Source organism: Nocardia sp. NPDC006044 (assembly GCF_042871115.1).
Lineage (GTDB): Bacteria > Actinomycetota > Actinomycetes > Mycobacteriales > Mycobacteriaceae > Nocardia.
Window position 1 is genome coordinate 302,766 of the sequence record NZ_JBIAID010000006.1, and the last position, 21,732, is coordinate 324,497.

The window sequence follows — 21,732 nt, forward strand, 5'->3', positions numbered from 1 at the left end:
CGACATGAATGTGCTTCGAACGCAGAACAAGTCCAACCTTTTGAACCGATATCCGTTGTGCGCCAAGGATCTACCGAACTCGCCCTGGCCACCTGGTGCCAAGCGACGGTGGGCAGGCAGTGATCCGTGCGACATCGGGCGCGACGCCACGATCCACCGTTGTATCCGCCGCCTTTGTCGCTGGTGGGCCTCTTCCCTGACCACAGGGGCCGAGCGCGGCCACAGTCCGGATCTGCCACGACAGGTGGTACTTCCTTGGCCGAGTCCGATTGCCCCGCAACGGGTGCCTTGCGCGCAATGGAGTGCTCGACCGCCGGACGACTGGTGCACCATCGCCAGGCGAGGTGGACGGTGCAATCTCGGACGGAAAGGTGGTCCGGCCGATCGGGCGAGCAGCCAAATGGAAAGCCGCAAAGTTGGTCCATGTGAGATCTTTTCGCGTGATGGCATCGGACCAGAGCAGGCCGGCGCGGACGAAAGCGGCACCGAGGGGCAACAAGAAGGTGCCTGCGGACGCGATGGGCGATGCGATCTCGGCCGGGAAGGTGGTTTCGCCGATCGGGCGGGCAGGCAAGTGGGAAACCGCAAAGTTGATTCATGTGAAATCTTTTCGCGTGACGGCGTCGGACCAAAGCAGGCCCGGCGCAGGCGAGGGCGGCACCGAGGGGCAAGAGGGAGGTGCCTGCGGACGAGGTGGGCGATGCGATCTCGGATGAGGAGTCGGTCCGGTCGGTCGGGCGGGCAAGTGGAAAGCCGCAAAGTTGTTTCATGTCAGAACCTTTCGTGTGATGGTGTCGGTCCAGAGCAGGCCGACGCAGGCGAAAGCGGCGCCGAGGGGCAGCAGGAGGGTGCCTGCGGACGAGGCGAACAGCACGTGCAATGGTGCGGCTCCCATCAGTTGGCCGAGACCGATGCCGAGCAGCGGGAGCGCAGCCAAGACGCCAGCGGTCGCGCGGGGACCGGCGAGGGCCGCGGTGGTGCGACCGTGGAAACGAATACGGCCGACCAGGTCCGTGCGCGCGGCGGACAGCAGTTCGGCCAGTGCCAGTCCGTGCTGTTCAGCCACCTGCCAGGCGTCGGCGATACGCGACAACTCGTCCGCGACAATCGAATCCGGCTGCCGCAACCCCGCCGCCGCCGAACCACCCAACCGACTTCGCCCAGCACTCACCGCGAAGGCCTGTGCGGATTCGCCTCGCCCCTCACTCGCCGCGACCTCCGCGGCCGCGCTCGGATGCGCACCGACCCGCAGCTCGCCGATCACCGCCTCCAACGCGTCCAGCAGATAGGCACATTCGGCCTTCCGGCGCCGATCCAGCTGTCCCCGCCGGACCCGAAACCCCACCGTCCCGGCCACCATTGCCGCCGCAAGAAACGCCCCGGCCCCGAACACCAGAACGCTTACCACCCCGCAACCGGCTGCGAGCCGAAGCACTCTGTTCCGCTGCATCATTCGCACCGCAACCGGTTCAGCGAACAATCCCTCGAACCGTCGACGCGCCGCAGCTGCCGGCGCCACGAGCACAGCGAACGCGAGACACATCAACCCGGCGATCACCGACCGCCCCACCGATCCATCGTGTTCCGTTGTGTACAAGGGGAATCCATACAAACCTGCACCCACATCGCGCCCCCTCGACTCCACAGCCGACGCGATGCAGCAACCGACAGAGGTCCGAGCCGGCGACCGACCTCGCGTGGCTCGGCCAGCCCCCAGCGCAAACGCACACACGGCGCTGAGCCCATCGATCCGGCAGTCGCCAGATGACCAACGCGTCGCACAGCGAGGTCAGGTCCACCGCCCCCACGAACCCGAGACACTCGCCCCAGCACAAACTCGAGCCGAACACCGACCTGAGGTTCAACCAGGCCGCAGCAGCCTGATCGCGCACACCGAATAGCACCCATCGATGAACCAGTCACCCGTCGCCCTGTGCATCGCACAGCCAGAGCAGGCTCACCGAGCACGCGAACACATGCCATTCGCGCAGGGAGAAGCTCGAGCCGTCCACCGACCTCCGGTTCAACCAGGCCGCAGCCTGATTGCAAGTGTCGAGTCACACCCGTCGATGCAGTGGCCGCCCGCTGACCGTCGCGTCGCCGAGCGAGCCTGGATGCACCGAGTACTCGAACCCATGACATTCGTGCTGGAAGGAGCTCGAGCCGACCACCGACCTCCGGTTCAACCCGGCCGCAGCGTGATTGCGCCGGCCGGGTTGCGCCCATCGACGCGGTGGTCGCCAGATGACCATCGCGTGCTGAAGCCAGGCCAGGCTCAATGAGCGCTCGATACAGCGGTATTCGCGTCGACGCAGCCGATACGAGCTGTCGGCCGACCCCGCTCGGTTCAGCGAGGTCCCGCGGCGTTTTCGCAGTCGGCGTGGCGGTCATCGGGTGAGCCTTTCGTCGAGGAGTTGGGTCAAATCGGGGGCGGCGGGGGCTGGGGCGGAGGTGTGCCAGGCGGGGGTTATGTGGACGTGGCCGGGGTCGGTGCGGTGGACCAGGCCGATTTCACGGAGGCCTCGGGAGCCGTCGGGGCGGCGGTGGACGTGCAGGATCACCTGGACGGCGGCGGCCAGTTGGCTGTGCAGGGCGGCGCGGTCCATTCCGCCTAGGGCGGCAAGGGCTTCCAGGCGGGCGGGGACTTCCTGCGGGGAGTTTGCGTGGACGGTGCCCGCGCCGCCGTCGTGGCCGGTGTTCAGCGCGGTCAGTAGGTCTACGACTTCCGCGCCCCTGACCTCGCCGACGACGATGCGGTCCGGGCGCATGCGAAGGGCCTGGCGCACCAGGTCGCGGACGGTTACCGCGCCGACGCCCTCGACGTTCGCGGTGCGGGCGACGAGTCGCACCACATGCGGGTGCGGTGGGGCGAGTTCGGCGGCGTCCTCCACGCACACGATTCGCTCGCTCGGTTCCACTTTGGCGAGCAGTCCGGACAGCAGGGTCGTTTTGCCCGCGCCGGTTCCGCCGACCACCAGGAACGCCAGGCGTGCGGCAATGATCCGCTCCAGCAGTCGTTTCGCGTCGGCGGGCACCGCGCCGGACGCGGCCAATGCGTCCAAACCTTGAGTGGCGGGGCGCAATACGCGCAGGGACAGACAGGTGCCGCCATGCGCCACCGGGGCGAGCACGGCGTGCAGCCGCACGCCGAACGAATCACCCAGCGCCGCTCCGGTTCCGGACAACCTGCCGTCCACCCACGGCTGCGCGTCGTCGAGTCGCCGACCGGCCGAGAGGGCGAGCCGCTGCGCGAGCCTGCGCACTGCCGCCTCGTCCGGGAAGGTGATCGAGGTCTTCTCCAGGCCGTGCCCGCGATCTATCCACACCGCATCCGGACCGGTCACCAGCACATCGGCGACCCGCGGATCGTGCAGCAGCGGCTCGAGTACGCCGGCCCCGGTCATCTCGGTCTGCAACAACCGCAGCGCCCGCAGCAGGTCCGTATCCCCGAGCACCCCACCCGCCTCGGCCCGGATGGCGGCCGCGACCTGCGCCGGGTCCGGATCCCCTGTCCCGCCGGACAACCGCTCCCGCACCCGATCCAACAACTCGGACGTCACCAACGCACTCATCGCGGCCGCTGCCCCACAGTCCGGTGAACACGACCCGTTTTCTCGTCACTCGGCCACGCTCGACAACCGCACGGCATCGCCTCGAACCTGGCTGTCGCGCGATGCTGGATGCCACACCGGCGAGCCAGCCCGGCGCTCATCGCCCCCTCCGATCCGTCGTGGCAGGAACGCACACGGTCCAGTTCACCGGACAATCGCGGATACACCGCTACGCCGCTCATCGCCGCTGTCCAGCCGGCGCACTCAGCACACCGAGGACCGCGTCGGCCGCGTCACGCAACGGCCCGCGCCGGTGCACAGTCAGCCCGCCGCGCTCCAGGCGGGCGGCCAAGCCGGGCTGAGCACGCACGGCCGCGAGCAGCGGAAGGTCGAGTACTTCGGCGACCTCGGGACCGCGCAATCCACCCGGGGCCGGACCACGGACGATCAAGCCCTGGTTGGGATTTCGCCGGCCGATGTGGGCGGAGACGGATTCCGCGGCGGCGATGGCGCGGATCCGGGCGGGAACCACCAGGACGACCAGATCGGCGGAGTCGAGCATTTGATCGGCGTGCGGACCCCGTTCGCCGGAAATGTCGCAAACCACCAAATCGCCTGCGGCGCGGCCTGCTTCGATCACGGCGCGTACGGCGGCGGCGCCGATCTCGCGTGGCAACCGGCCCGCACCGCAACGCCCGCAGGCCAGCACGGCCAGGCCGGGGGCCGCGCTGGGCAGGGCGGAGTGCAGGGCGGCGGCGGAGACCCTGCCGTCTTCTACGACCAGGTCGGGCCAGCGCAGGCCGGCCGTCGATTCGATGCCGAGCAGCAGGTCGAGACCGCCGCCGAGGGGTGCGCCGTCGACCAGGACGGTGTCGTGCCGGAACCCTTCGGCGGCGGATCGCAGCGCAAGTGCGGCGGCCAGTGTCGATGCTCCGGCACCGCCGGCCGCGCCCGCCACGGCGACCACGACACCGTCTCCGGCGCGGTGTTCGCCATACTCAGCAAACATCTCGATAAGTCCCTCGGCACCCCCGGGCAACGCGATGACCCGCTCGGCGCCGGCGGCCGCGGCAGCCTGCCAGTCGAGCAGCCTCGGTTCGCCCTCGGTGACCAGGACGACCCCGATCCGGCGCAGATATCCGGCCTCGGCCGCCGCGCGCGCCGTGGATGTGTCCAGGATCACCAAGGGTGCCGCGGTCCACGCGTGCCTGCCGACGGGCAGTGCCCGTTCGTCCAGGCCGCGTTCGGCCGCCGCGGCGACGCGGCGTACTTCATCGCGCAGCCGGGTGTCGTGCAGGAGCACGAGGGCCGGTGGCGGGCTGCTGTTGTCCGGCGCCACTTCAAGATTCATGCGGCCGAGCGTGGCGGAGATCGGGCGGCGGCAGAAGAGGCGATGCGCCGATTGTGGATAACTCGGGGGTGTGCAGAACTTTTGAGTGCCGCGGGAGGGAATCCGAACCGTCCCCTGAATAGAGGACGGCCCCAGCCGGGGGGGGAGGAGGCTGGGGCCGTCGGGTTCAGCCCCGGGGGGTCGGGCTGAACGCGCCTGGACTATGTCCAGGTGCCAGCAATACTACACCCAAGCCCCGCCCACAACGCAAGTCTGTCGCGGCAGAACTTTACGGCGATTACCGGCTCCGGGGCGGCGGGGCAAACTCCCCGCTCGCGGTCGCGAACGCGGCGTCGGCGGCCGTCCCGATCGACAGCCGCGCCGTCCCCAGTCGACCCCAGTTCCTCCCGCGGGACACCGGCACCCCGCGCACGGCCGGAGCACACACGCGCGTACGCCTATGCTGGTCGGGTGGACTCACCCACCGCGCACGGACGCGTCGCCGCCTTCTTCGATCTCGACAAGACCGTGATCGCGAAATCGAGCACGTTCGTGTTCAGCAAGCCGTTCTACGCGCAGGGCTTGCTGAACCGCCGCGACGTGCTCGAAAGCAGCTACGCCCACTTCTTGTTCATGCTCTCCGGCGCCGATCACGACCAAATGGAGCGGATGCGCGCGCATCTCACGAACATGTGCGCCGGGTGGGACGTGGAGCAGGTGAAAACCATTGTGGCGGAGACGCTTCACGAACTGGTGGACCCGCTGATCTACGCCGAGGCGGCCGATCTCATTGCCGACCACAAGATCCGGGGTCACGACGTGGTGATCGTGTCCGCCTCGGGCGAGGAGATCGTCGGCCCGATCGCCGAGGTGCTTGGCGCGTCGCACACCGCGGCCACCCGGATGGTCGTCGAGGACGGCAAGTACACCGGTGAGGTCGAGTTCTACTGCTACGGGGAGGGCAAGGTCGCGGCGATCGAAAAGCTCGCCGCCAGTGAGGGATACGACCTCGCGCGGTGTTACGCGTACTCCGACTCGGTGACCGATCTGCCGCTGCTGCGCGCGGTCGGCCATCCGACGGCGGTCAATCCGGATCGCAACCTGCGCCGCGAGGCGATCGCCGAACACTGGCCGATCCTGACCTTTTCGAATCCGGTGTCGCTGTGGGCCCGCTTCCAGGCGCCCTCGTCCACCACCCTTGCCGCGACCGCGGTGGTCGGCCTGAGCGCGCTGCTGGCCGGCGCGATCAGTTATAGATTGCTGCGTCGGCGCAACTGAGTCTTTGCCACGACCCGAGACGCATCGGCCCGTCCTGCTCTAGCGAGAGCCGGGTGCTTGCCGAGAGATTTGCTGACGGAACGCGGAAGAACTCGCGACCAGGCATTGAACCACGAAACGCCGATCGACACGCCGAAAATAGAATGTCTTACCACCTCTTGATGTGAGGGCCGTCACAGGGTAGAAAGGTAACTACGGAAGGCCGGAAGGCCAAGGCAGGACCGGAAGAGAAGGTTCAGTCTCCCAACCATCCTTCCCAGCACGGGCACCAGGCACCCACGCGGAGCGCGCCGCGACAAGGGCAGAAGCGTTGTGGGCCTGCGAAATCCGGGTCTTCGTCGGCGAGGGCCTCGCACAGGTTGCGGGGATGAACCGGCGGAGTTCGGATGATCGCCGAGGCCGCAAGAACACAACCCACTCAGCACGCTTGGTAACCGGGTAGTCCGTGCTACGCGGGCGGCGAGGTCGGCAACGACAACGCCGCCCGTTTTGATGTCCGGACCTATCCCGACGCCGAATCGGCGATCGACGTGGCCTCCCGGGCGCCGTCCTCCAGCGCCCCGCAGCACAGCATCACCCAGCTGCCGACCGCATCCACCGCACCGCTGCCGAAGCCCGCCGCGGCCTCCAGATACGCCGCGCGGCGGCGCAGCCAGAAAACCTCCGGCACGCCCAGACTGTGCGGGTCCAGCCCACTCGACACCGCCACCAGCCGCGACGCCGCCCGCGCCACCACGCCGTCGGCGGTCCCGAACGGTCGCAACGCGAGCAGCTCCCCGTGCACCACGGCCGCGATCACCGGTGCCGGCGCGCTCGACCCGAGCACCGCCTGCACCAGCAGATCCAACCGTTGCGCCACCCCGGCGTCCGCCCGCGGGCGGCCGAGCGATTCCTCGTCGGTCACCAGGTCGGCGGCGGCGAGCAAGTGCAGCCGGGCCAGTGCCTGCAAGGGCGCGCGCTGCCAGGTGCTCACCAGATTGCGCAGTGCGTCGCCGTCGAGCGCCTGTCCGACCCGCAACGATCCGGCCAGGATCGGATCGCCGACCTGCCCGTCGGCGGGCAGCTCGGTACTGCCGCCGTCGATGGCGGCCGAGGATCGGGCCGCACGCACCGCGGCCTCGGCGGCGGTGGTCGGCCAGCCACGCCGATTCGCCCGGTGCCGGTGCACCTCGGCGAGCGCGTCGCGGGCGCGATCGGCGGCGGCGCGGACGCCGGGCAGATCGACGAGGGGCTGTAGCGGATCGGTCACGATTCACGAGGCTACTTGCGCCCGCCCGGACGCCTGATCCAGCCCTGCCCCTGCTCACGACCCGGCAGACCGCCGTGCGCGACCGAGCCGCCGGATCACGGTGCGGCGCAGCGAAAGACCCCGGGAAACACGAAAGAGGCGGCCATCCGGACCCGGCGGGGTCGGGATGGCCGCCACATTCTTCAGCGTGCCGGCAATCGCGGCAGGCCGACTTCTTCAGCTCACCAACAGATCTCGGCCGGGAATGGCATCCAGCAGCCGGCGCGTGTACTCCTCGCGCGGGCTGTCGAAGACCTGCTCGGTCGAGGCCGCCTCGACCACCTTGCCGGTCTGCATGACCAGCACGTCGTCGGCGATCTGCCGCACCACCGCCAGGTCGTGCGTGATGAACACATACGACAGGCCCAGCTCGGCCTGCAGATCGTTCAACAGCCGCAGAATCTGCGCCTGCACCAGCACGTCGAGCGCGGAGACCGCCTCGTCGCAGACCACGACCTCGGGCGAGAGCGCGAGGGCGCGGGCCACGGCGACACGCTGCCGCTGACCGCCGGACAGCTCGTTCGGATACCGCCGCATCACGGTGGACGGCAGCGACACCTTGTCCAGCAGTTCGCGAACCGTGGTCTCGCGCTCCTTCGCCGTGCCGATGTTGTGCGTGCGCAACGGCTCTTCGATGGTGCGATAGATCGAGTACATCGGGTCCAGCGAGCCGTACGGGTCCTGGAAGATCGGCTGCACCCGGCGCCGGAACGCGAAGGCGCTCTTGCTGTCCAGCTTGGCCACTTCCTGGCCGTCGAACACGACCTTACCCGAGGTCGGCTCGAGCAGGCCCAGGATCATCTGCGCGACAGTCGATTTGCCGGAACCCGATTCGCCGACGATGGCGGTCGTGGTGCCGCGCCGCAGCCGGAACGAAACATCTTGCACCGCAACGAAGTCGGTCGATTTCCAGGGCGCACTGCCGCGGATCTTGAACTTCTTGGTGAGGTTGTCGACCACCACGACGTCATCCGGGGCGTTGGCCAGCTCGGTGTCGGCGGCCGCGATCTGCTCGGCCACCTGCACCGCCTGCTCGCGAATCTCGATGCGCTGCTTCACCGAGGACAGTCGCTGCGAGGCGAGCGAGGGCGCCGAGTTCACCAGCCGCTTGGTGTACAGGTGCTGCGGTTCGCGCAGAATCTGCAGTGCCGGACCGGATTCCACCACGCGGCCGCGATACATCACGACCAGATGCTCCGCGCGTTCGGCGGCGAGACCGAGGTCGTGGGTGATCAGCAGCACCGCGGTGCCGAGCTCGTTGGTCAGGCCGTCGAGGTGGTCGAGGATCTGCCGCTGCACGGTGACATCCAGCGCCGACGTCGGCTCGTCCGCGATCAGCAGCTTAGGACGGCAGGCCAATCCGATGGCGATCAGCGCGCGCTGGCGCATACCGCCGGAGAACTCGTGCGGGTACTGGTTCACCCGCCGCTCGCCGTCGGACATGCCCGCCTCGTGCAACAGCTCGATGGCGCGTTGCTTGGCCGCCTTGCCCTTGGCGATCCCGTTGGCCTCCAACGTCTCCCGGATCTGGAAGCCGATCTTCCACACCGGGTTCAGGTTGGACATCGGGTCCTGGGGCACCAGTCCGATCCCGCTGCCGCGCACCGCGACGACGTCCTTCTTGGACGCCTTCGCCAAATCCTTGCCGTCGAACATGATGCTGCCGGAGGTGACCTGTCCGGTGCCGGGCAGCAGATCGATGATCGCGTGCGCGGTAGTGGACTTGCCCGACCCGGACTCGCCGACGATCGCGACGGTCTGGCCCGGGTACACCGACAGATTCACGTCACGGACGGCGGGCACCTTCTTGCCGTCGGAGGTGAAACAGACGTTCAGGTCCTTGATTTCGAGCAGTGGCGACTGCGCGCTGCGGAATTCGCTCATCGCTTCCTCGCCTTCGGATCGAGGGCGTCACGCACCGCGTCGCCCAGCATGATGAAGCTCAGCACGGTGAGCGCCAAGGCGGTCGCCGGATAGAACAGGATCGCGGAGGTGCGAATCTCCTTCTGCCCCGAGGCGATATCGGCACCCCACGACACGATCGTGCGCGGCAACCCGACGCCGAGGTAGGACAGCGTGGCCTCGGTGACGATGAAGACGCCGAGCCAGATCGTGGTGACCACGATCAGCGGCCCCGCCGCGTTCGGCAGCACGTGGCGGATCAGCGTGCGTATTCGGGATACGCCCAATGCCTTTGCCGCCGTGACGTAGTCGCTGTTCTTCGACTGGATCACCGCGCTGCGCGCGATCCGGGCGGCCTGCGGCCAGGTGAACCCGGACAGGATGATGATCACGGTCCAGATGGTCCGCGAATCGAGCAGCTGCATGATCACGATCGCGGCCAGCATCAGCGGGATCGCGTAGAAGATCTCGGCGACGCGCGACACGATCGAGTCGAGCAGCCCCCCGTAGAAACCGGCCAGCGCGCCGAGGGTGCCGCCGATCAGCACGAAGAGGATGGTCGACCCGACGCCGGCCATCACCGACGCCCGCGCGCCGTACACGGTCCGGGCGTAGATGTCGCAGCCCTGCTTGTCGAAACCGAACGGATGACCGGGACCGCGCGGATCCATGCTGAAGTCGCCGTTGCAGTAGCGCGGATCCTGGCTGGTGAACAGGCCGGGCCAGATGACGACAACGAGCACGAACACGATCATCAGCATGGCGACGATGAAGATCGGGTTGCGTCGCAGTTGTCGCCATGCGTCCTGCCAGATACTGGTCGGCGAGCCGGCGTCGACGACCATGTCGGTGGCGAGCACCTCGACCTCGTCGGGCGGTGCCACGAAGTAGGTCTGCCTGCCGCGAGCCGCGCTCTCCGCGAGGTCGATTCCTTTTCCTTTGTCGAGGTCAGGCATAGCGGATCCTCGGGTCGAGGGCGGCGTAGAGGAGGTCGACGACCAGGTTCGAGACCAGGAAGATGATGATCAGCACGGTCACGAACGAGACCACCGTCGGCGGTTCGCCGCGGGTGATCGCCTGGTACAGCGTGCCGCCGACGCCGGGGATGTTGAAGATGCCCTCGGTGACGATGGCACCACCCATCAGCGAGCCGAGTTCGGCGCCGAGGAAGGTGATCACCGGGATCATCGAGTTACGCAGGATATGCACGGTCACCACCCGGGGCCTGCTCAGCCCCTTGGCGGTCGCGGTGCGGACGAAGTCGGCGGACATGTTCTCTGCCACCGAGTTCCGGGTCAGCCGCAGCACATAGGCGAACGACAACGAGCCGAGAACGAAAGCGGGGACCAGCAATTCGGTAAAACTCGCCTTGCCGGTCACGGTCACCGGTGCGATCCCCCACTTCACCCCGAGCAGGTACTGCGCGAGGAAGCCGACGACGAAGATCGGGACCGCGATCACGATCAGGCTGACGACCAGCATCGTCGAGTCGAACAGCTTGCCCTTGCGCAGCCCGGCCACCAAGCCGAAGATGATGCCGAACACGGCCTCGATGCACACCGCCATGGCGGCGAGTTTGATGGTGATCGGGAAGGCCCGCGCCAGCTCGTCGCGCACCGGCCTGCCGGAGAAGGCGGTGCCGAAGTCGAACGTGACGATGCCCTTCAGATACAGCAGGTACTGCACGAAGAAGGGCTGGTCGAGGTGGTACCGAGCGCGGAGCTGGGCTTCCACCGCCGGAGTCATCGGTTTGTCGCCGGCGAGCGCCTGAATCGGGTCGCCGGGAATGAGGAATACCAAGGCATAGATGAGCAACGTCGCCCCGAGGAACACGGGGATCATTTGAAGCAGACGCCGCACGATATACCAGGCCATTTACGCCTCCTGGGTTCAGTGACGAGCCGCGCTGCCCGAGGGCGGCGCGGCTCGATCAGCGGCTACTTCTCGATGTTCTCGAAGTCGAACAGACCGTTCCAGGCCAGCTCGGCCTTCTTCACCTTGTCCGAACGACCGGCGTCGGCGATGTAGTCGAGCACCGGGATGTCGGCCATTTCCTTGAGCATCAGAGTCTGCGCCTGCGCGACCAGCTTGTAGGACTCCGCCTGCGTCGGCGCGGCGAGCGCGGCGTCGAGCAGCTTGTCGAACTCCTTGTTGTTCCAGTCGACGTTGTTGGTCTCGGAGTAGCTGTAGTACTGCGAGGTCAGGAACTGGAGCATGGTCGGGTAGTCACCCTGCCAGCCGTAGCGGAAGGCCTTGCCGATGCTCTTGGCGTTGACCTCGTCGCGGATGTTTTTGAACGTCGGGTACGGGGCGCCGATGGCCTCGATACCGAGGGTGTTCTTGATGCTGTTGGCCACCGCCTCGATCCAGGCCTGGTGGCCGCCGTCGGAGTTGTAGGCGATCTCGTAGCGACCCGACCACGGGGAGATGGCGTTGGCCTGGGCCCACACCTTCTTGGCCTCTTCGGGGTTGTAGTTCAGCGCCTCGGAGCCGGGCAGGTTCCCGTCGAAGCCGGGCAGCGAGGCCGAGGTGAAGTCACGGGCGGGCTTGCGCGAACCGTGGAAGATGTTCTCGCAGATCTGCTCGCGGTTGATCGCCATGGACAGGGCCTTGCGGCGCAACACGCCTTCCTCACCGGAGAAGTGCGGAACGTTGGCCTGGATGCCGATGTGCTGGTTCTGCGCGGTCGGCTTGGTGATCGCGCGGTCGCCGAGGTCCTTCTTGTAGGACGCCAGCGCGCTGTCCGGCACGGTGTCGAGCGTGTCGAGATTGCCGGCGAGCAGATCGGCGTAGGCGGTGTCGAAGGACTGGTACATCACGAACCGCAGACCCTTGTTCTTCGGCGGGCGGCCACCCTTGTAGTCGGGGTTCGGCACCAGGTCGATCTGCACGTTGTGCTGCCAGGCGCCGTTGCTCGCGAACTTGTACGGGCCGTTGCCGATCGGGTTCTCGCCGAACGCCTTCATGTCCTTGTACGCGGCCTCGGGCAGCGGGTAGAACGGCGCGTAGCCGAGCTCGGTCTCGAAGTCGATCGACGGCGACTTGAGCTCGACGGTGAAGGTCTTGTCGTCGATCACCTTCAGGCCCGACATCGTCTGTGCCTTCGGCTTTTCCGCCGACACGTCGTCGAACCCGACAATCGGGGTGAACGCGTAGCTCTGCAACTGAGCATTGGTGCCGAGAGCGCCGTAGTTCCAGGCGTCGACGAAGGACTTCGCGGTCACCGCCGAGCCGTCGGAGAACTTCCAATCCGGCTTGAGGGTGATCTTGTAGTTCTTCCGGTCCGTCGTCTCGATCTTCTGCGCCAACTCATCGTGCGCGACACCGTTGCCGTCGTAATATTTCAGGCCGGCGAACAACCGGTCGACAACACGCCCGCCCATGTTCTCGTTGGTGTTGGTGGGTACCAACGGGTTCTGCGGCTCACCACCGTTCGTGGTGACGATGCTCGCGTCGGCACTGTCGTCCGACGAGCATGCCGACAGTCCGAGGCTCGTAGCCAGCAGTGCTGCCGCAGTCAGCGCCATTGCTCTGTTGAATCTCAACGCGTTCTCCCGATTTCGAGAAGGGCGGAATCCTTGGCACGCGCATGAGGTCACCAGGCGCATGCCGGCACAATCCGCCTTGGGTGCCTCGCAGATTATCCACCAGAGCCGGGCTTGTCATCGGATTGACCAAGGTTCGTTCCACTTGTTACCAATCCGGCAACATGCCCGAAACACGAAAAACATCGCACAAATATGACCTAACGGCCGGAACATTGCCTCTGTAGAGACCGTCCGGTGTCTCCGGGGCCGACCCTTCCGTTGCGGATTACGCGACGGCGTGTCGAGACCGAAACCCGGTGAACGGACCGGACGCGGCGTAGGTCACAGTTGATTACTGTCGAACGTGCTGCGTTTGAATCGTGTGCTCAGGCTACGTGGAAAGAAGAAACGAGATGACCGAAACCGCCGACCACAGGGACTCGTACGCGCCGAGCGCGGAGTTCGCCGCGGCGGCCAACGCCGGCGCCGCTCTCTACGAGCAGGCGGCGGCCGATCGCGACGCGTTCTGGGCCGAGCAGGCGAGTCGGTTGCACTGGCATCAGCCGTGGACCCAGGTGCTGGACTGGAGCGACGCACCGGTGGCCAAGTGGTTCACCGGCGGCAAGCTGAATGTCGCCTACAACTGCGTCGACCGGCATGTGCTGGACGGGCACGGCGACCAGGTCGCCATCCACTGGGAGGGCGAGCCGGGCGATTCCCGCGCGATCACCTACCGCGAACTGCTGGCCGAAGTCAGCCGCGCCGCGAACTACTTCACCGAGCTCGGTCTCGAAGCCGGCGACCGCGTCGCCATCTACATGCCGATGGTGCCCGAGGCCATCGTGTCGATGCTCGCCTGCGCCCGGCTGGGGCTCACCCACTCGGTGGTGTTCGCCGGCTTCTCCCCCACCGCGCTGCGGCAGCGCGTCGACGACGCGAGCGCCCGGCTGATCATCACCACCGACGGGCAGTGGCGGCGCGGCAAGTCCGCCCCGCTCAAGGAGGCGGTGGACGAGGCGCTGTTCGCGAACGGCGATGTGCCGCATTCCGTCGAGCACGTGCTCGTGGTGCGCCGCACCGAGATCGAGGTGCCGTGGACCGACGGCCGCGACCTGTGGTGGCACGAGACGGTCGCGCAGGCTTCCCCGGAGCACGAGGCGCAGGCGTTCGATGCCGAACATCCGCTGTTCATCCTCTACACCTCCGGCACCACCGGAAAGCCCAAGGGCATCCTGCACACCACCGGCGGCTACCTGACCCAAACGTCCTACACGCATCACAACGTCTTCGATCACAAAGCGGGACAGGACGTTTACTGGTGCACCGCGGACATCGGCTGGGTCACCGGGCACAGCTACATCGTGTACGGGCCGCTGGCCAACCGCACCACGCAGGTGGTCTACGAGGGCACCCCGAACTCGCCCGACGAGCACCGGCACTTCCAGATCATCGAAAAGTACGGCGTCAGCATCTATTACATCGCGCCGACGCTGGTGCGCACGTTCATGAAGTGGGGCCGCGAGATTCCGGCCGCACACGATCTGTCCAGCATCCGGCTGCTTGGCAGCGTCGGCGAGCCGATCAATCCGGAGGCCTGGCGCTGGTACCGGGAGGTCATCGGCGGCAACCGCACCCCGATCGTGGACACCTGGTGGCAGACCGAGACCGGCGCGATCATGATCTCCCCGCTGCCCGGCGTCACCGCGACCAAACCCGGCGCGGCGATGGCCCCGCTGCCCGGCATCTCGGCGAAGGTGGTCGACGAGGAGGGCAAGCCGCTCGAGATAGCGCAAACCGAGGCCGGCTCGCCGGACGACGCAGCAAGCTCCGGCGTCGTTGGCTACCTGGTGCTCGACCAGCCGTGGCCGTCGATGCTGCGCGGAATCTGGGGCGACATGGAGCGCTACCGGGCCACCTACTGGGAGCGCTATGCCGAGCAGGGCTGGTACTTCGCCGGCGACGGCGCGAAGCTCGACGCCGACGGCGACCTGTGGGTGCTCGGCCGGGTGGACGACGTGATGAACGTGTCCGGCCACCGGATCTCCACCGCCGAGGTGGAGTCGGCGCTGGTCGGGCACTCCGGCGTCGCGGAGGCCGCCGTGGTCGGGGCCAGTGACGAGACCACAGGCCAGGGCATCGTCGCGTTCGTCATCCTGACCGCGGAGACCAAGGACACCGGCACGGAGCTGGTGACCGAGCTGAAGGCCGAGGTGTCGCGCGCGATCAGCCCGATCGCGCGGCCGCGGGAGATCCACGTGGTGCCCGAGCTGCCCAAGACCCGCAGCGGCAAGATCATGCGCCGGTTGCTGCGCGACGTGGCCGAGGGCCGGGAACTCGGCGACACCTCGACGCTGGTCGACCCCAACGTCTTCGAGGCGATCCGGGCGACCAAGGCGTAACCCCGAACCGATAGGCACGGCATGGTAGGGCCGGTGGCGTGATTCGTCACCGGCCCTACCCGTTAGGATTGCGTAAGGTGTGCCGGGAAGTCTGGTCGGCATGCGGTCGCGTACCTGACAGCCGACTCGGCGGATGGCGTGGTCGCAGCGTTGACCGACCCTGCCGAAAGGTTCCCCGTGATCACGCAAGTGCGCTCGGAACTGTCCCGCTATCTCCGCACCGAGACCGTCGGCGGCGCAATCCTGCTCATCGCGGCCGCCGCGGCGTTGCTGTGGGTGAACTCCCCCTGGGGCGACAGCTATACGACGATGACCCAGACGACGCTCGCCATCGCACCGCTGCACCTGGACCTCACCCTGGCCGAGTGGACCGCGGACGGCCTGCTCGCCGTCTTCTTCTTCGTCGCCGGACTGGAGCTCAAACGCGAACTCGTCGTGGGCGAACTGGCCGATCCGAAACGCGCCGCACTGCCGATCATCGCCGCGACCGGCGGCGTGGTCACGCCGGCCCTGATCGCCCTGGTGGTCGGACTGGGCGTGCCGGGGATGGATCGCGGCTGGGCCATTCCGGTTGCCACCGATATCGCGTTCGCGCTGGCCGTGCTGGCCATGACCGGTTCGCGCATCCCGGCGAGCGCGCGGGTGTTCCTGCTCAGCCTCGCCGTGGTGGACGACCTGATGGCCATCATTCTGATCGCCGTTCTGTTCACCACGACCCTGGCGTTGCTGTGGCTGCTCGCTGCTGCGGCCTGCTTCGCAGCTTGGGCGCTGGCCCAGCACAAACGGATCAGCACGCCGTGGCTCTATCTTCCGCTGGCGCTGGTGGCCTGGTACGCGCTGCACGAGGCGGGCATCCATCCGACACTGGCCGGGGTGGCGCTCGGCTTGCTCACCCGGGTGCGAACAGACCCCGGTGAAGACGAGGCGCCCGCCACCCGGCTGGAGCATCTGATCCAGCCGATCTCGGCCGGGCTGTGCGTGCCGCTGTTCGCGTTGTTCGCCTCCGGAGTTCCGTTGGACGGCAAGGTGTTCGGCGAGTTGTTCAGCGACAGGCTGGCGCTGGCCATCATTCTCGGGTTACTGCTCGGCAAGACCGCCGGAATCTTCGGGATCAGCTGGCTCGCAATCCGGTTCGGCGTGGCCAAGCGCCCGGCCGGACTGGGCTATCGGGACATGTTCGCCCTGTCGGTGCTCGGCGCGATCGGGTTCACCGTTAGCCTTCTGGTGGCAGAACTCGCGCTGGCCGACGTCGACGACGGGTCCGCGGTCGAATTGGCGAAGGCGGCTGTGTTGGTGACATCAATGGCGGCGTCGCTCGCCGGTTCGGCGCTACTGTTGCGGCGTGGGCGTGTCCACCAGGCGCGGCGGGACGCTCGTGCGCTACAACGAGAAGAGGATGCAGCAGTGCCTGGACAGGGAGAAGGGTCTACCAAGTGAGTTTCACAAACGGCGGTAACGGGAACGACGCACAGCGCGGTCGTACGGTGACCTCCATTCCCTTGTCCGACGCCAATCCCAGCGGTAGCGCCAGCTTCGGCACGCTGGTGCGCGACGCCACCGAGCAGATGTCCACGTTGGTCCGCGCCGAGGTCGCGCTGGCCAAGGCGGAGGTCACCGGCGAGATCAAGAAGGGACTGCAGGGCAGCGTCTATTTCATCCTCGCGCTGACCGTCCTGCTGTTCAGCACGTTCTTCTTTTTCTTCTTCCTCGGCGAACTGCTGGATGTGTGGCTGGCCCGCTGGGCCGCGTTCCTGATCGTGTTCCTGCTGATGATCGTCGCGACCGCGCTGCTCGCCTTGCTCGGCTATCTGCGGGTGAAGAAGCTGCGCGCGCCGGAGAAGACGATCGACTCGCTCAAGCAGGCTCGCGCGGTGCTGCCGCACGGGCTCGGCGCCGGCGCCCATGAAGAGCCCCGCTCGCTGGAAAAACCCGCTTCGTAACCGCACGCTCGCGCGCGGATACCCCGAACTACTAGGCTGCCTCGGCGTGTCGTTGCACCATATTCCGGATCCGTCCAGTGTCCGTTTCGACGGGCCCTGGGCGCATCGGGACGTTCATGCCAACGGCATCCGATTCCATGTCGTCGATGCCGCGCCCGAGCGCACCGACGCCCCGCTGGTCGTGCTGTTGCACGGCTTCGCCGACTTCTGGTGGTCCTGGCGGCACCAGCTGACCGGGCTCGCCGATCTCGGCTACCGCGCGGTGGCCGTCGACCTGCGCGGCTACGGCGACAGCGACAAACCACCGCGCGGCTACGACGGCTGGACCCTGGCCGGCGATATCGCCGGGCTCATCCGCGCACTCGGCTACACCGACGCGACCCTGGTCGGGCACGCCGAAGGCGGCCTGGTCTGCTGGGCGACCGCGGTGCTGCATCCGCGACTGGTCCGGTCCATCGCGGTGGTGGGTTCACCGCATCCGGCGGCGCTCAAGAGCGCGGTGCTGCGCAATCGGAGGCAGCGCGCGACCTGGCTGCCCAACTTCCTGCGCTACCAGCTGCCCCGCTACGGCGAACGGCTGCTGACCACCGGCGACGGTTTCGAGGTCGAACGGATGCTGCGCCGGCGGGTGAGCGGATCCTGGTCCGGTACCACCGAATTCGTCGACACCGCGCGCCGCATGCGCTCGGCCATCCAGATTCCCGGCGCCGCGCACTGTGCGCTGGAGTATCAGCGCTGGGCCTTCCGTAGCCAGTGGCGGCCGGACGGCCGCCGCTTCATGGCCACCATGCGCGACCCGATCCGAATCCCCGTCCTCGCCATGCGCGGCGAGCTGGACCCCTACATCCTGCCCAGCACCTTTCGTCGCGGACAACACCTTTCACCCGACCGCCGACTCACCACCATCCCCGCCGCCGGTCATTATGCCCACCAGGAAAACCCGCACCTGGTCACCGCCGAATTGGCCAAACTCCTGAACTGACCCGACCGAAGGCGCCCTCCGGCCCGTCTGCCGGGGTGAAGGGCGCCTTCGGTCGGTTGGGTCTGGGTCAGCTGAGGACGCAGGCGCCGGTGCCGACGGGGACGGTGGAGCCGGACGCGGCGTCGAGTTGAGCGCGGACCTCGGCGAGGGTGAGCACGTAGCCGGTGTCATCGTCGGTGACCGCGGCACCGAAGACGACGCCGAGGACCTCACCCTCCGTGTCCACCAGTGGCCCACCGGAATTGCCCGCGCGTACCGCACCGCGGACGGTGTAGACCTCGCGCTCCACCGTGCCGTCGCGATAGATGTTCGGACCGGTCAGGTCCAGCGTTTCCCGCACTCGTGCCGCGCTGGCGGTGTATCGCCCGCCGCCGGGGTAGCCGAGCACGATCGCGCTGTCACCCGAACGCGCCGCGGTGGGCGCCTGCGGGATCGGTGCGGCGGTCAACCCGGGCACCGCCAGCACCGCGACGTCGACCGACGGATTGAACAGCACCACGGTCGCGTCCAGCGGACCACTGGAGGTGTCCACCTGGATGCTGGTGGTGCCGGCGACCACGTGCGCGTTGGTCATGATCCGCTCGGGCGCGATGACGAAACCCGAACCCTCCAGCGCGCGCTGGCAACTCGGCGCGACGCCGCGGATGCGCAGCACGCTGCTCTGCAGCGATGCCGCGACCGGACTCGACAACACGCTCGGATCGGGCGGCTCGACGGCCGCGATCGGGGCGCGGCCGAACGGGCCGATGACGTCCGGCAGGCCGGAGGTGTTGAGCAGCTTGGAGAACTCGTTGGGCAGGCGGCGCAACCAGTTCGGCGCGACGTCGTTGACGTCGGTGAGCACCCGGGAGCCGTTGATCGCGGTGGCGATCGACGGCTGCGACGAGGTGGCCAGCGGCAGCGCGAGCAGCCACGCGGTGACCAGCACGGCCACCGCCTGCAGCACCGCGCCGACCACGCTGTCCACGCTGCGGGTGAACGGATGCCGCATGCCGCCGCGCGCGGCCCGGCCGAGCACCATGCCCGCGACCTCGCCGATGATCACCAGCAGCACGATCAGCAGCACGCCGGTGAGCACCCGGGCGCGGCCCTCGTCGACGTGGATCAGGATGTGCGGCGCGATCAGGATGCCGGCCACCGCGCCCAGCACCACGCCGAGAAACGCGAGAGCGGACGCGACCGCGCCCTGCCGCCATCCGGAGGAGGCGGCCAGCAGCGCGAGCAGCACCACCGCGATATCGAGCCAGGCCGACGTGCTCATAACGTCATACCGACGTCGGCGAGGGCGGTCTCTAGGTCACGCACGTCCCTGTGGTCCCAATCCTGTTCCCAGCCAGCGGCTTTGACGATGCCAGCGAGTATGCCACCGGTCAGGCCCCAGACCAGCATGCCGTCCACCTGGAAGGCGGGGCTCTGGTAGCCGAGACCGCTGCGGACCAGGAAGCGGTTCGCCGGGTCGAGCAGATCGGCCAGCGGCACCCGCACCACCCGTTCGGTTTCGCTCCGGTCGACCACGCGGACCTCGCTCGGCGTGCGCCAGTAGGCGACCACCGGGGTCACATCGAAACGCGACGGCGGCACGAACAACTTCGGCAGTAGCGCAAGGGGTTCCACGCCGGACCGGTCCAGTCCGGTCTCCTCGCACGCCTCGCGCAGCGCGGTGTCGATCGGCCCGGTGTCACCGGGATCCACCGCGCCGCCGGGAAACGCGACCTGACCGCGATGCTGCCGCAGCGTGGCGGCGCGCTGGGTCAGCAGCACCTCCGCGTCTGCGGGCAGACCGCCCGGCGCGTTCGAATCGGGTTCGGGTGCGCCGCCGAACAGCACCAGCACCGCCGCCTGCCGGGGCGTCGATGTGATGGACATCGCGCGGCGCAGGGTGCGCGCCAGCGTAAGCGTGTCCGAGCTGTCCGACGCGGGTTCGGTGGCCTTGCTCAGCCACTTCGGAACGTCTTGGGGCACCGGGATGCTCACGCGGCCACCCCGAGCTCCCGGTCGACCGCGTTCGCGATGTCGTCCACCCCGGTGAACGCGCGCACCTCGACCCGCGCGACCGAACCATCAGCGCGCAGCAGCACCGAGATCGGCAGCACGGCGGGGGCGCCGACGGCCGAGCGCACCCGCGCGGCGGCATCGAGCACGCCGGGCAGTTTCACGTTCAGTCCAGTCAGCCGTGAAATCGCCTTGGCCGTATCGGGGTCGCTGTGCACGGTCAGCACGGTAATCGCGTTTCCGGCGCGCTGGGCGAACTGCTGCAAATACGGCAATTCTTGCGCACACGGCCCGCACCAGTACGCCCAGAGGTTCAGCAGCGCGGGCTTACCCGCGAGCGCGGCGGCCAGGTCGACCGAACCGCCGTCGGCCAGGCACTCGACCGTCAGGCCGGCCAGCGGACCCGAGCCCGCGGTGCCCGCCGAGGGCCGAGGGCACGCCGCGAGGTCCGCGGCGGCGCGTTGCTGCTCGGATACCCCGGCGCTCGCGTGCGCCTCCTGCCGGTTGTCCGCTGCGGTGTCGCGGCCGCGCGGCCACAGGGCGGCCGCCAGCGCGATCACCGCGATCAATCCCGCCAGCGCCCATCGCCAGGCGACCGGGAGTTGTCTCACCGGCCCACCAGCTCGAGCAGATGCTCCCGCTCCGGACCCTTCACCAGCTCGGCGGCGACGTCCGAATCGGTCGGACCGGCCCCGAACGACGGACAGTCCTTGGCCAGCACGCAGACCCCGCAGGCCGGCTTGCGCGCGTGACACACCCGACGGCCGTGGAAGATCACCCGGTGCGAGAGCATCGTCCAGTCTTTGCGCTCGATCAGCTCGCCGATGATGTGCTCGACCTTCACCGGGTCTTCCTCGGTGGTCCAGTTCCAGCGCCGGACCAGCCGGCCGAAATGCGTGTCCACGGTGATGCCGGGCACGCCGAACGCGTTGCCGAGAATGACGTTGGCGGTCTTGCGGCCGATCCCGGGCAACTGCACGAGTTCGTCCATGGTGTGAGGCAATTCACCGTCGTGGTGTTCGAGCAGCGCCTGGCCGAGACCGATCAGCGAGTTGGCCTTGTTCCGGAAGAAACCGGTCGAGCGGATGTATTCCTCCAGCTCGGCGCGGTTCGCCTCGGCGTAGGCGCGGGCGTCGGGATACTTGGCGAACAGGGCGGGCGTGGTGAGATTCACCCGCACATCCGTGGACTGCGCGGAAAGTATTGTCGCGACCGCCAATTCGAGCGGCGTGGTGAAGTCCAGCTCACAATGCGCGTCCGGGAATGCGTCGGCCAGAATGCGATTCATCCGGCGGGCTCGGCGCACCAGTCCTAGTTGAGTTTCCGCCTGTCGCGCGCGGGATTTCCGTTTCGGAGCGGCGACCGGAGCTGGTTGCGCATCGGTCGCCTCGGGGGCGGGGGCACGCCCGTTCCCGGCGGCTGTGGAGGGGGTGACACGCACCCGTCCACCATACGGAACCATCGGCGAACGTTGCCCGTCCAGTTCGGTTGCCGTGTTCCATCTGAGACCTAGACCGTGTTTACTCCTCCGTATGCAAGGACT

General features: G+C 67.9%; 17 protein-coding genes. 5 read left to right on the plus strand and 12 right to left on the minus strand.

Annotated elements, in window-relative coordinates; all coding sequences use genetic code 11:
- Positions 1-766: 766 nt before the first annotated feature.
- From ACFYO1_RS40755 to ssd, 3 genes are all read right to left on the minus strand, one after another.
- On the minus strand, positions 767-1,543 hold the full coding sequence (locus ACFYO1_RS40755) for a type II secretion system F family protein (protein WP_387244131.1): 777 nt from the start codon (positions 1,541-1,543) through the stop codon (positions 767-769).
- Between the two features lie 844 nt (positions 1,544-2,387).
- Entirely contained in the window at positions 2,388-3,572 is a 1,185-nt protein-coding gene (locus ACFYO1_RS40760; RefSeq protein ID WP_387243983.1) for a TadA family conjugal transfer-associated ATPase, read from the minus strand.
- A 217-nt stretch (positions 3,573-3,789) separates the two neighbouring features.
- A complete protein-coding gene (ssd, locus tag ACFYO1_RS40765) occupies positions 3,790-4,902 on the minus strand; it encodes a septum site-determining protein Ssd (protein ID WP_387243986.1) in 1,113 nt (370 codons plus the stop codon).
- Positions 4,903-5,352: 450 nt separating this feature from the next.
- Between ssd and ACFYO1_RS40770 the strand changes: the two genes are divergently transcribed.
- Complete coding sequence (locus ACFYO1_RS40770) at positions 5,353-6,159, plus strand: HAD-IB family hydrolase (RefSeq protein WP_387243989.1); 807 nt, start codon at positions 5,353-5,355, stop codon at positions 6,157-6,159.
- Between the two features lie 502 nt (positions 6,160-6,661).
- Here ACFYO1_RS40770 and ACFYO1_RS40775 read toward each other — a convergent pair.
- From ACFYO1_RS40775 to ACFYO1_RS40795, 5 genes are all read right to left on the minus strand, one after another.
- On the minus strand, positions 6,662-7,408 hold the full coding sequence (locus tag ACFYO1_RS40775; protein WP_387243992.1) for an oxidoreductase: 747 nt from the start codon (positions 7,406-7,408) through the stop codon (positions 6,662-6,664).
- 216 nt (positions 7,409-7,624) lie between these two features.
- On the minus strand, positions 7,625-9,331 hold the full coding sequence (locus ACFYO1_RS40780) for a dipeptide ABC transporter ATP-binding protein (RefSeq protein ID WP_387243994.1): 1,707 nt from the start codon (positions 9,329-9,331) through the stop codon (positions 7,625-7,627).
- Positions 9,328-10,305: an ABC transporter permease gene (locus ACFYO1_RS40785; RefSeq protein WP_387243997.1), complete on the minus strand. Its 978-nt coding sequence runs from the start codon at positions 10,303-10,305 to the stop codon at positions 9,328-9,330. The genes ACFYO1_RS40780 and ACFYO1_RS40785 overlap by 4 nt, the downstream gene beginning before the upstream one ends.
- Positions 10,298-11,224, minus strand: a complete 927-nt coding sequence (locus tag ACFYO1_RS40790) for an ABC transporter permease (RefSeq protein ID WP_387244000.1) — start codon at positions 11,222-11,224, stop codon at positions 10,298-10,300. The genes ACFYO1_RS40785 and ACFYO1_RS40790 overlap by 8 nt, the downstream gene beginning before the upstream one ends.
- A gap of 62 nt (positions 11,225-11,286) precedes the next feature.
- Positions 11,287-12,876, minus strand: a complete 1,590-nt coding sequence (locus ACFYO1_RS40795) for an ABC transporter substrate-binding protein (RefSeq protein ID WP_387244134.1) — start codon at positions 12,874-12,876, stop codon at positions 11,287-11,289.
- 413 nt (positions 12,877-13,289) lie between these two features.
- Here ACFYO1_RS40795 and acs point away from each other — a divergent pair, with 413 nt between their 5' ends.
- From acs to ACFYO1_RS40815, 4 genes are all read left to right on the plus strand, one after another.
- Positions 13,290-15,275 carry an acetate--CoA ligase gene (acs, locus tag ACFYO1_RS40800; RefSeq protein ID WP_387244003.1) on the plus strand — a complete coding sequence of 662 codons (1,986 nt, stop codon included), beginning with the start codon at positions 13,290-13,292 and terminating at the stop codon, positions 15,273-15,275.
- Positions 15,276-15,455: 180 nt separating this feature from the next.
- A complete protein-coding gene (nhaA, locus tag ACFYO1_RS40805) occupies positions 15,456-16,712 on the plus strand; it encodes a Na+/H+ antiporter NhaA (RefSeq protein ID WP_387244137.1) in 1,257 nt (418 codons plus the stop codon).
- A complete protein-coding gene (locus ACFYO1_RS40810; RefSeq protein ID WP_387244006.1) occupies positions 16,709-17,215 on the plus strand; it encodes a phage holin family protein in 507 nt (168 codons plus the stop codon). Before nhaA ends, ACFYO1_RS40810 begins: the two co-directional genes overlap by 4 nt.
- A 46-nt stretch (positions 17,216-17,261) precedes the next feature.
- On the plus strand, positions 17,262-18,197 hold the full coding sequence (locus tag ACFYO1_RS40815; protein ID WP_387244009.1) for an alpha/beta fold hydrolase: 936 nt from the start codon (positions 17,262-17,264) through the stop codon (positions 18,195-18,197).
- Between the two features lie 67 nt (positions 18,198-18,264).
- On the opposite strand, the gene ACFYO1_RS40820 is transcribed toward ACFYO1_RS40815, so the two are convergent.
- Genes ACFYO1_RS40820 through nth form a run of 4 tightly spaced genes read right to left on the minus strand, consistent with a single transcriptional unit; the run spans position 18,265 to position 21,630 of the window.
- Positions 18,265-19,458 (minus strand): MarP family serine protease, encoded by a 1,194-nt coding sequence (locus ACFYO1_RS40820; protein ID WP_387244012.1) that lies wholly within the window; start codon positions 19,456-19,458, stop codon positions 18,265-18,267.
- Positions 19,455-20,171, minus strand: a complete 717-nt coding sequence (locus tag ACFYO1_RS40825) for an NUDIX hydrolase (RefSeq protein ID WP_387244015.1) — start codon at positions 20,169-20,171, stop codon at positions 19,455-19,457. The genes ACFYO1_RS40820 and ACFYO1_RS40825 overlap by 4 nt, the downstream gene beginning before the upstream one ends.
- Positions 20,168-20,800 (minus strand): TlpA family protein disulfide reductase, encoded by a 633-nt coding sequence (locus ACFYO1_RS40830; protein WP_387244018.1) that lies wholly within the window; start codon positions 20,798-20,800, stop codon positions 20,168-20,170. Before ACFYO1_RS40830 ends, ACFYO1_RS40825 begins: the two co-directional genes overlap by 4 nt.
- On the minus strand, positions 20,797-21,630 hold the full coding sequence (gene nth, locus ACFYO1_RS40835) for an endonuclease III (RefSeq protein WP_387244021.1): 834 nt from the start codon (positions 21,628-21,630) through the stop codon (positions 20,797-20,799). The genes ACFYO1_RS40830 and nth overlap by 4 nt, the downstream gene beginning before the upstream one ends.
- Positions 21,631-21,732: the final 102 nt, after the last annotated feature.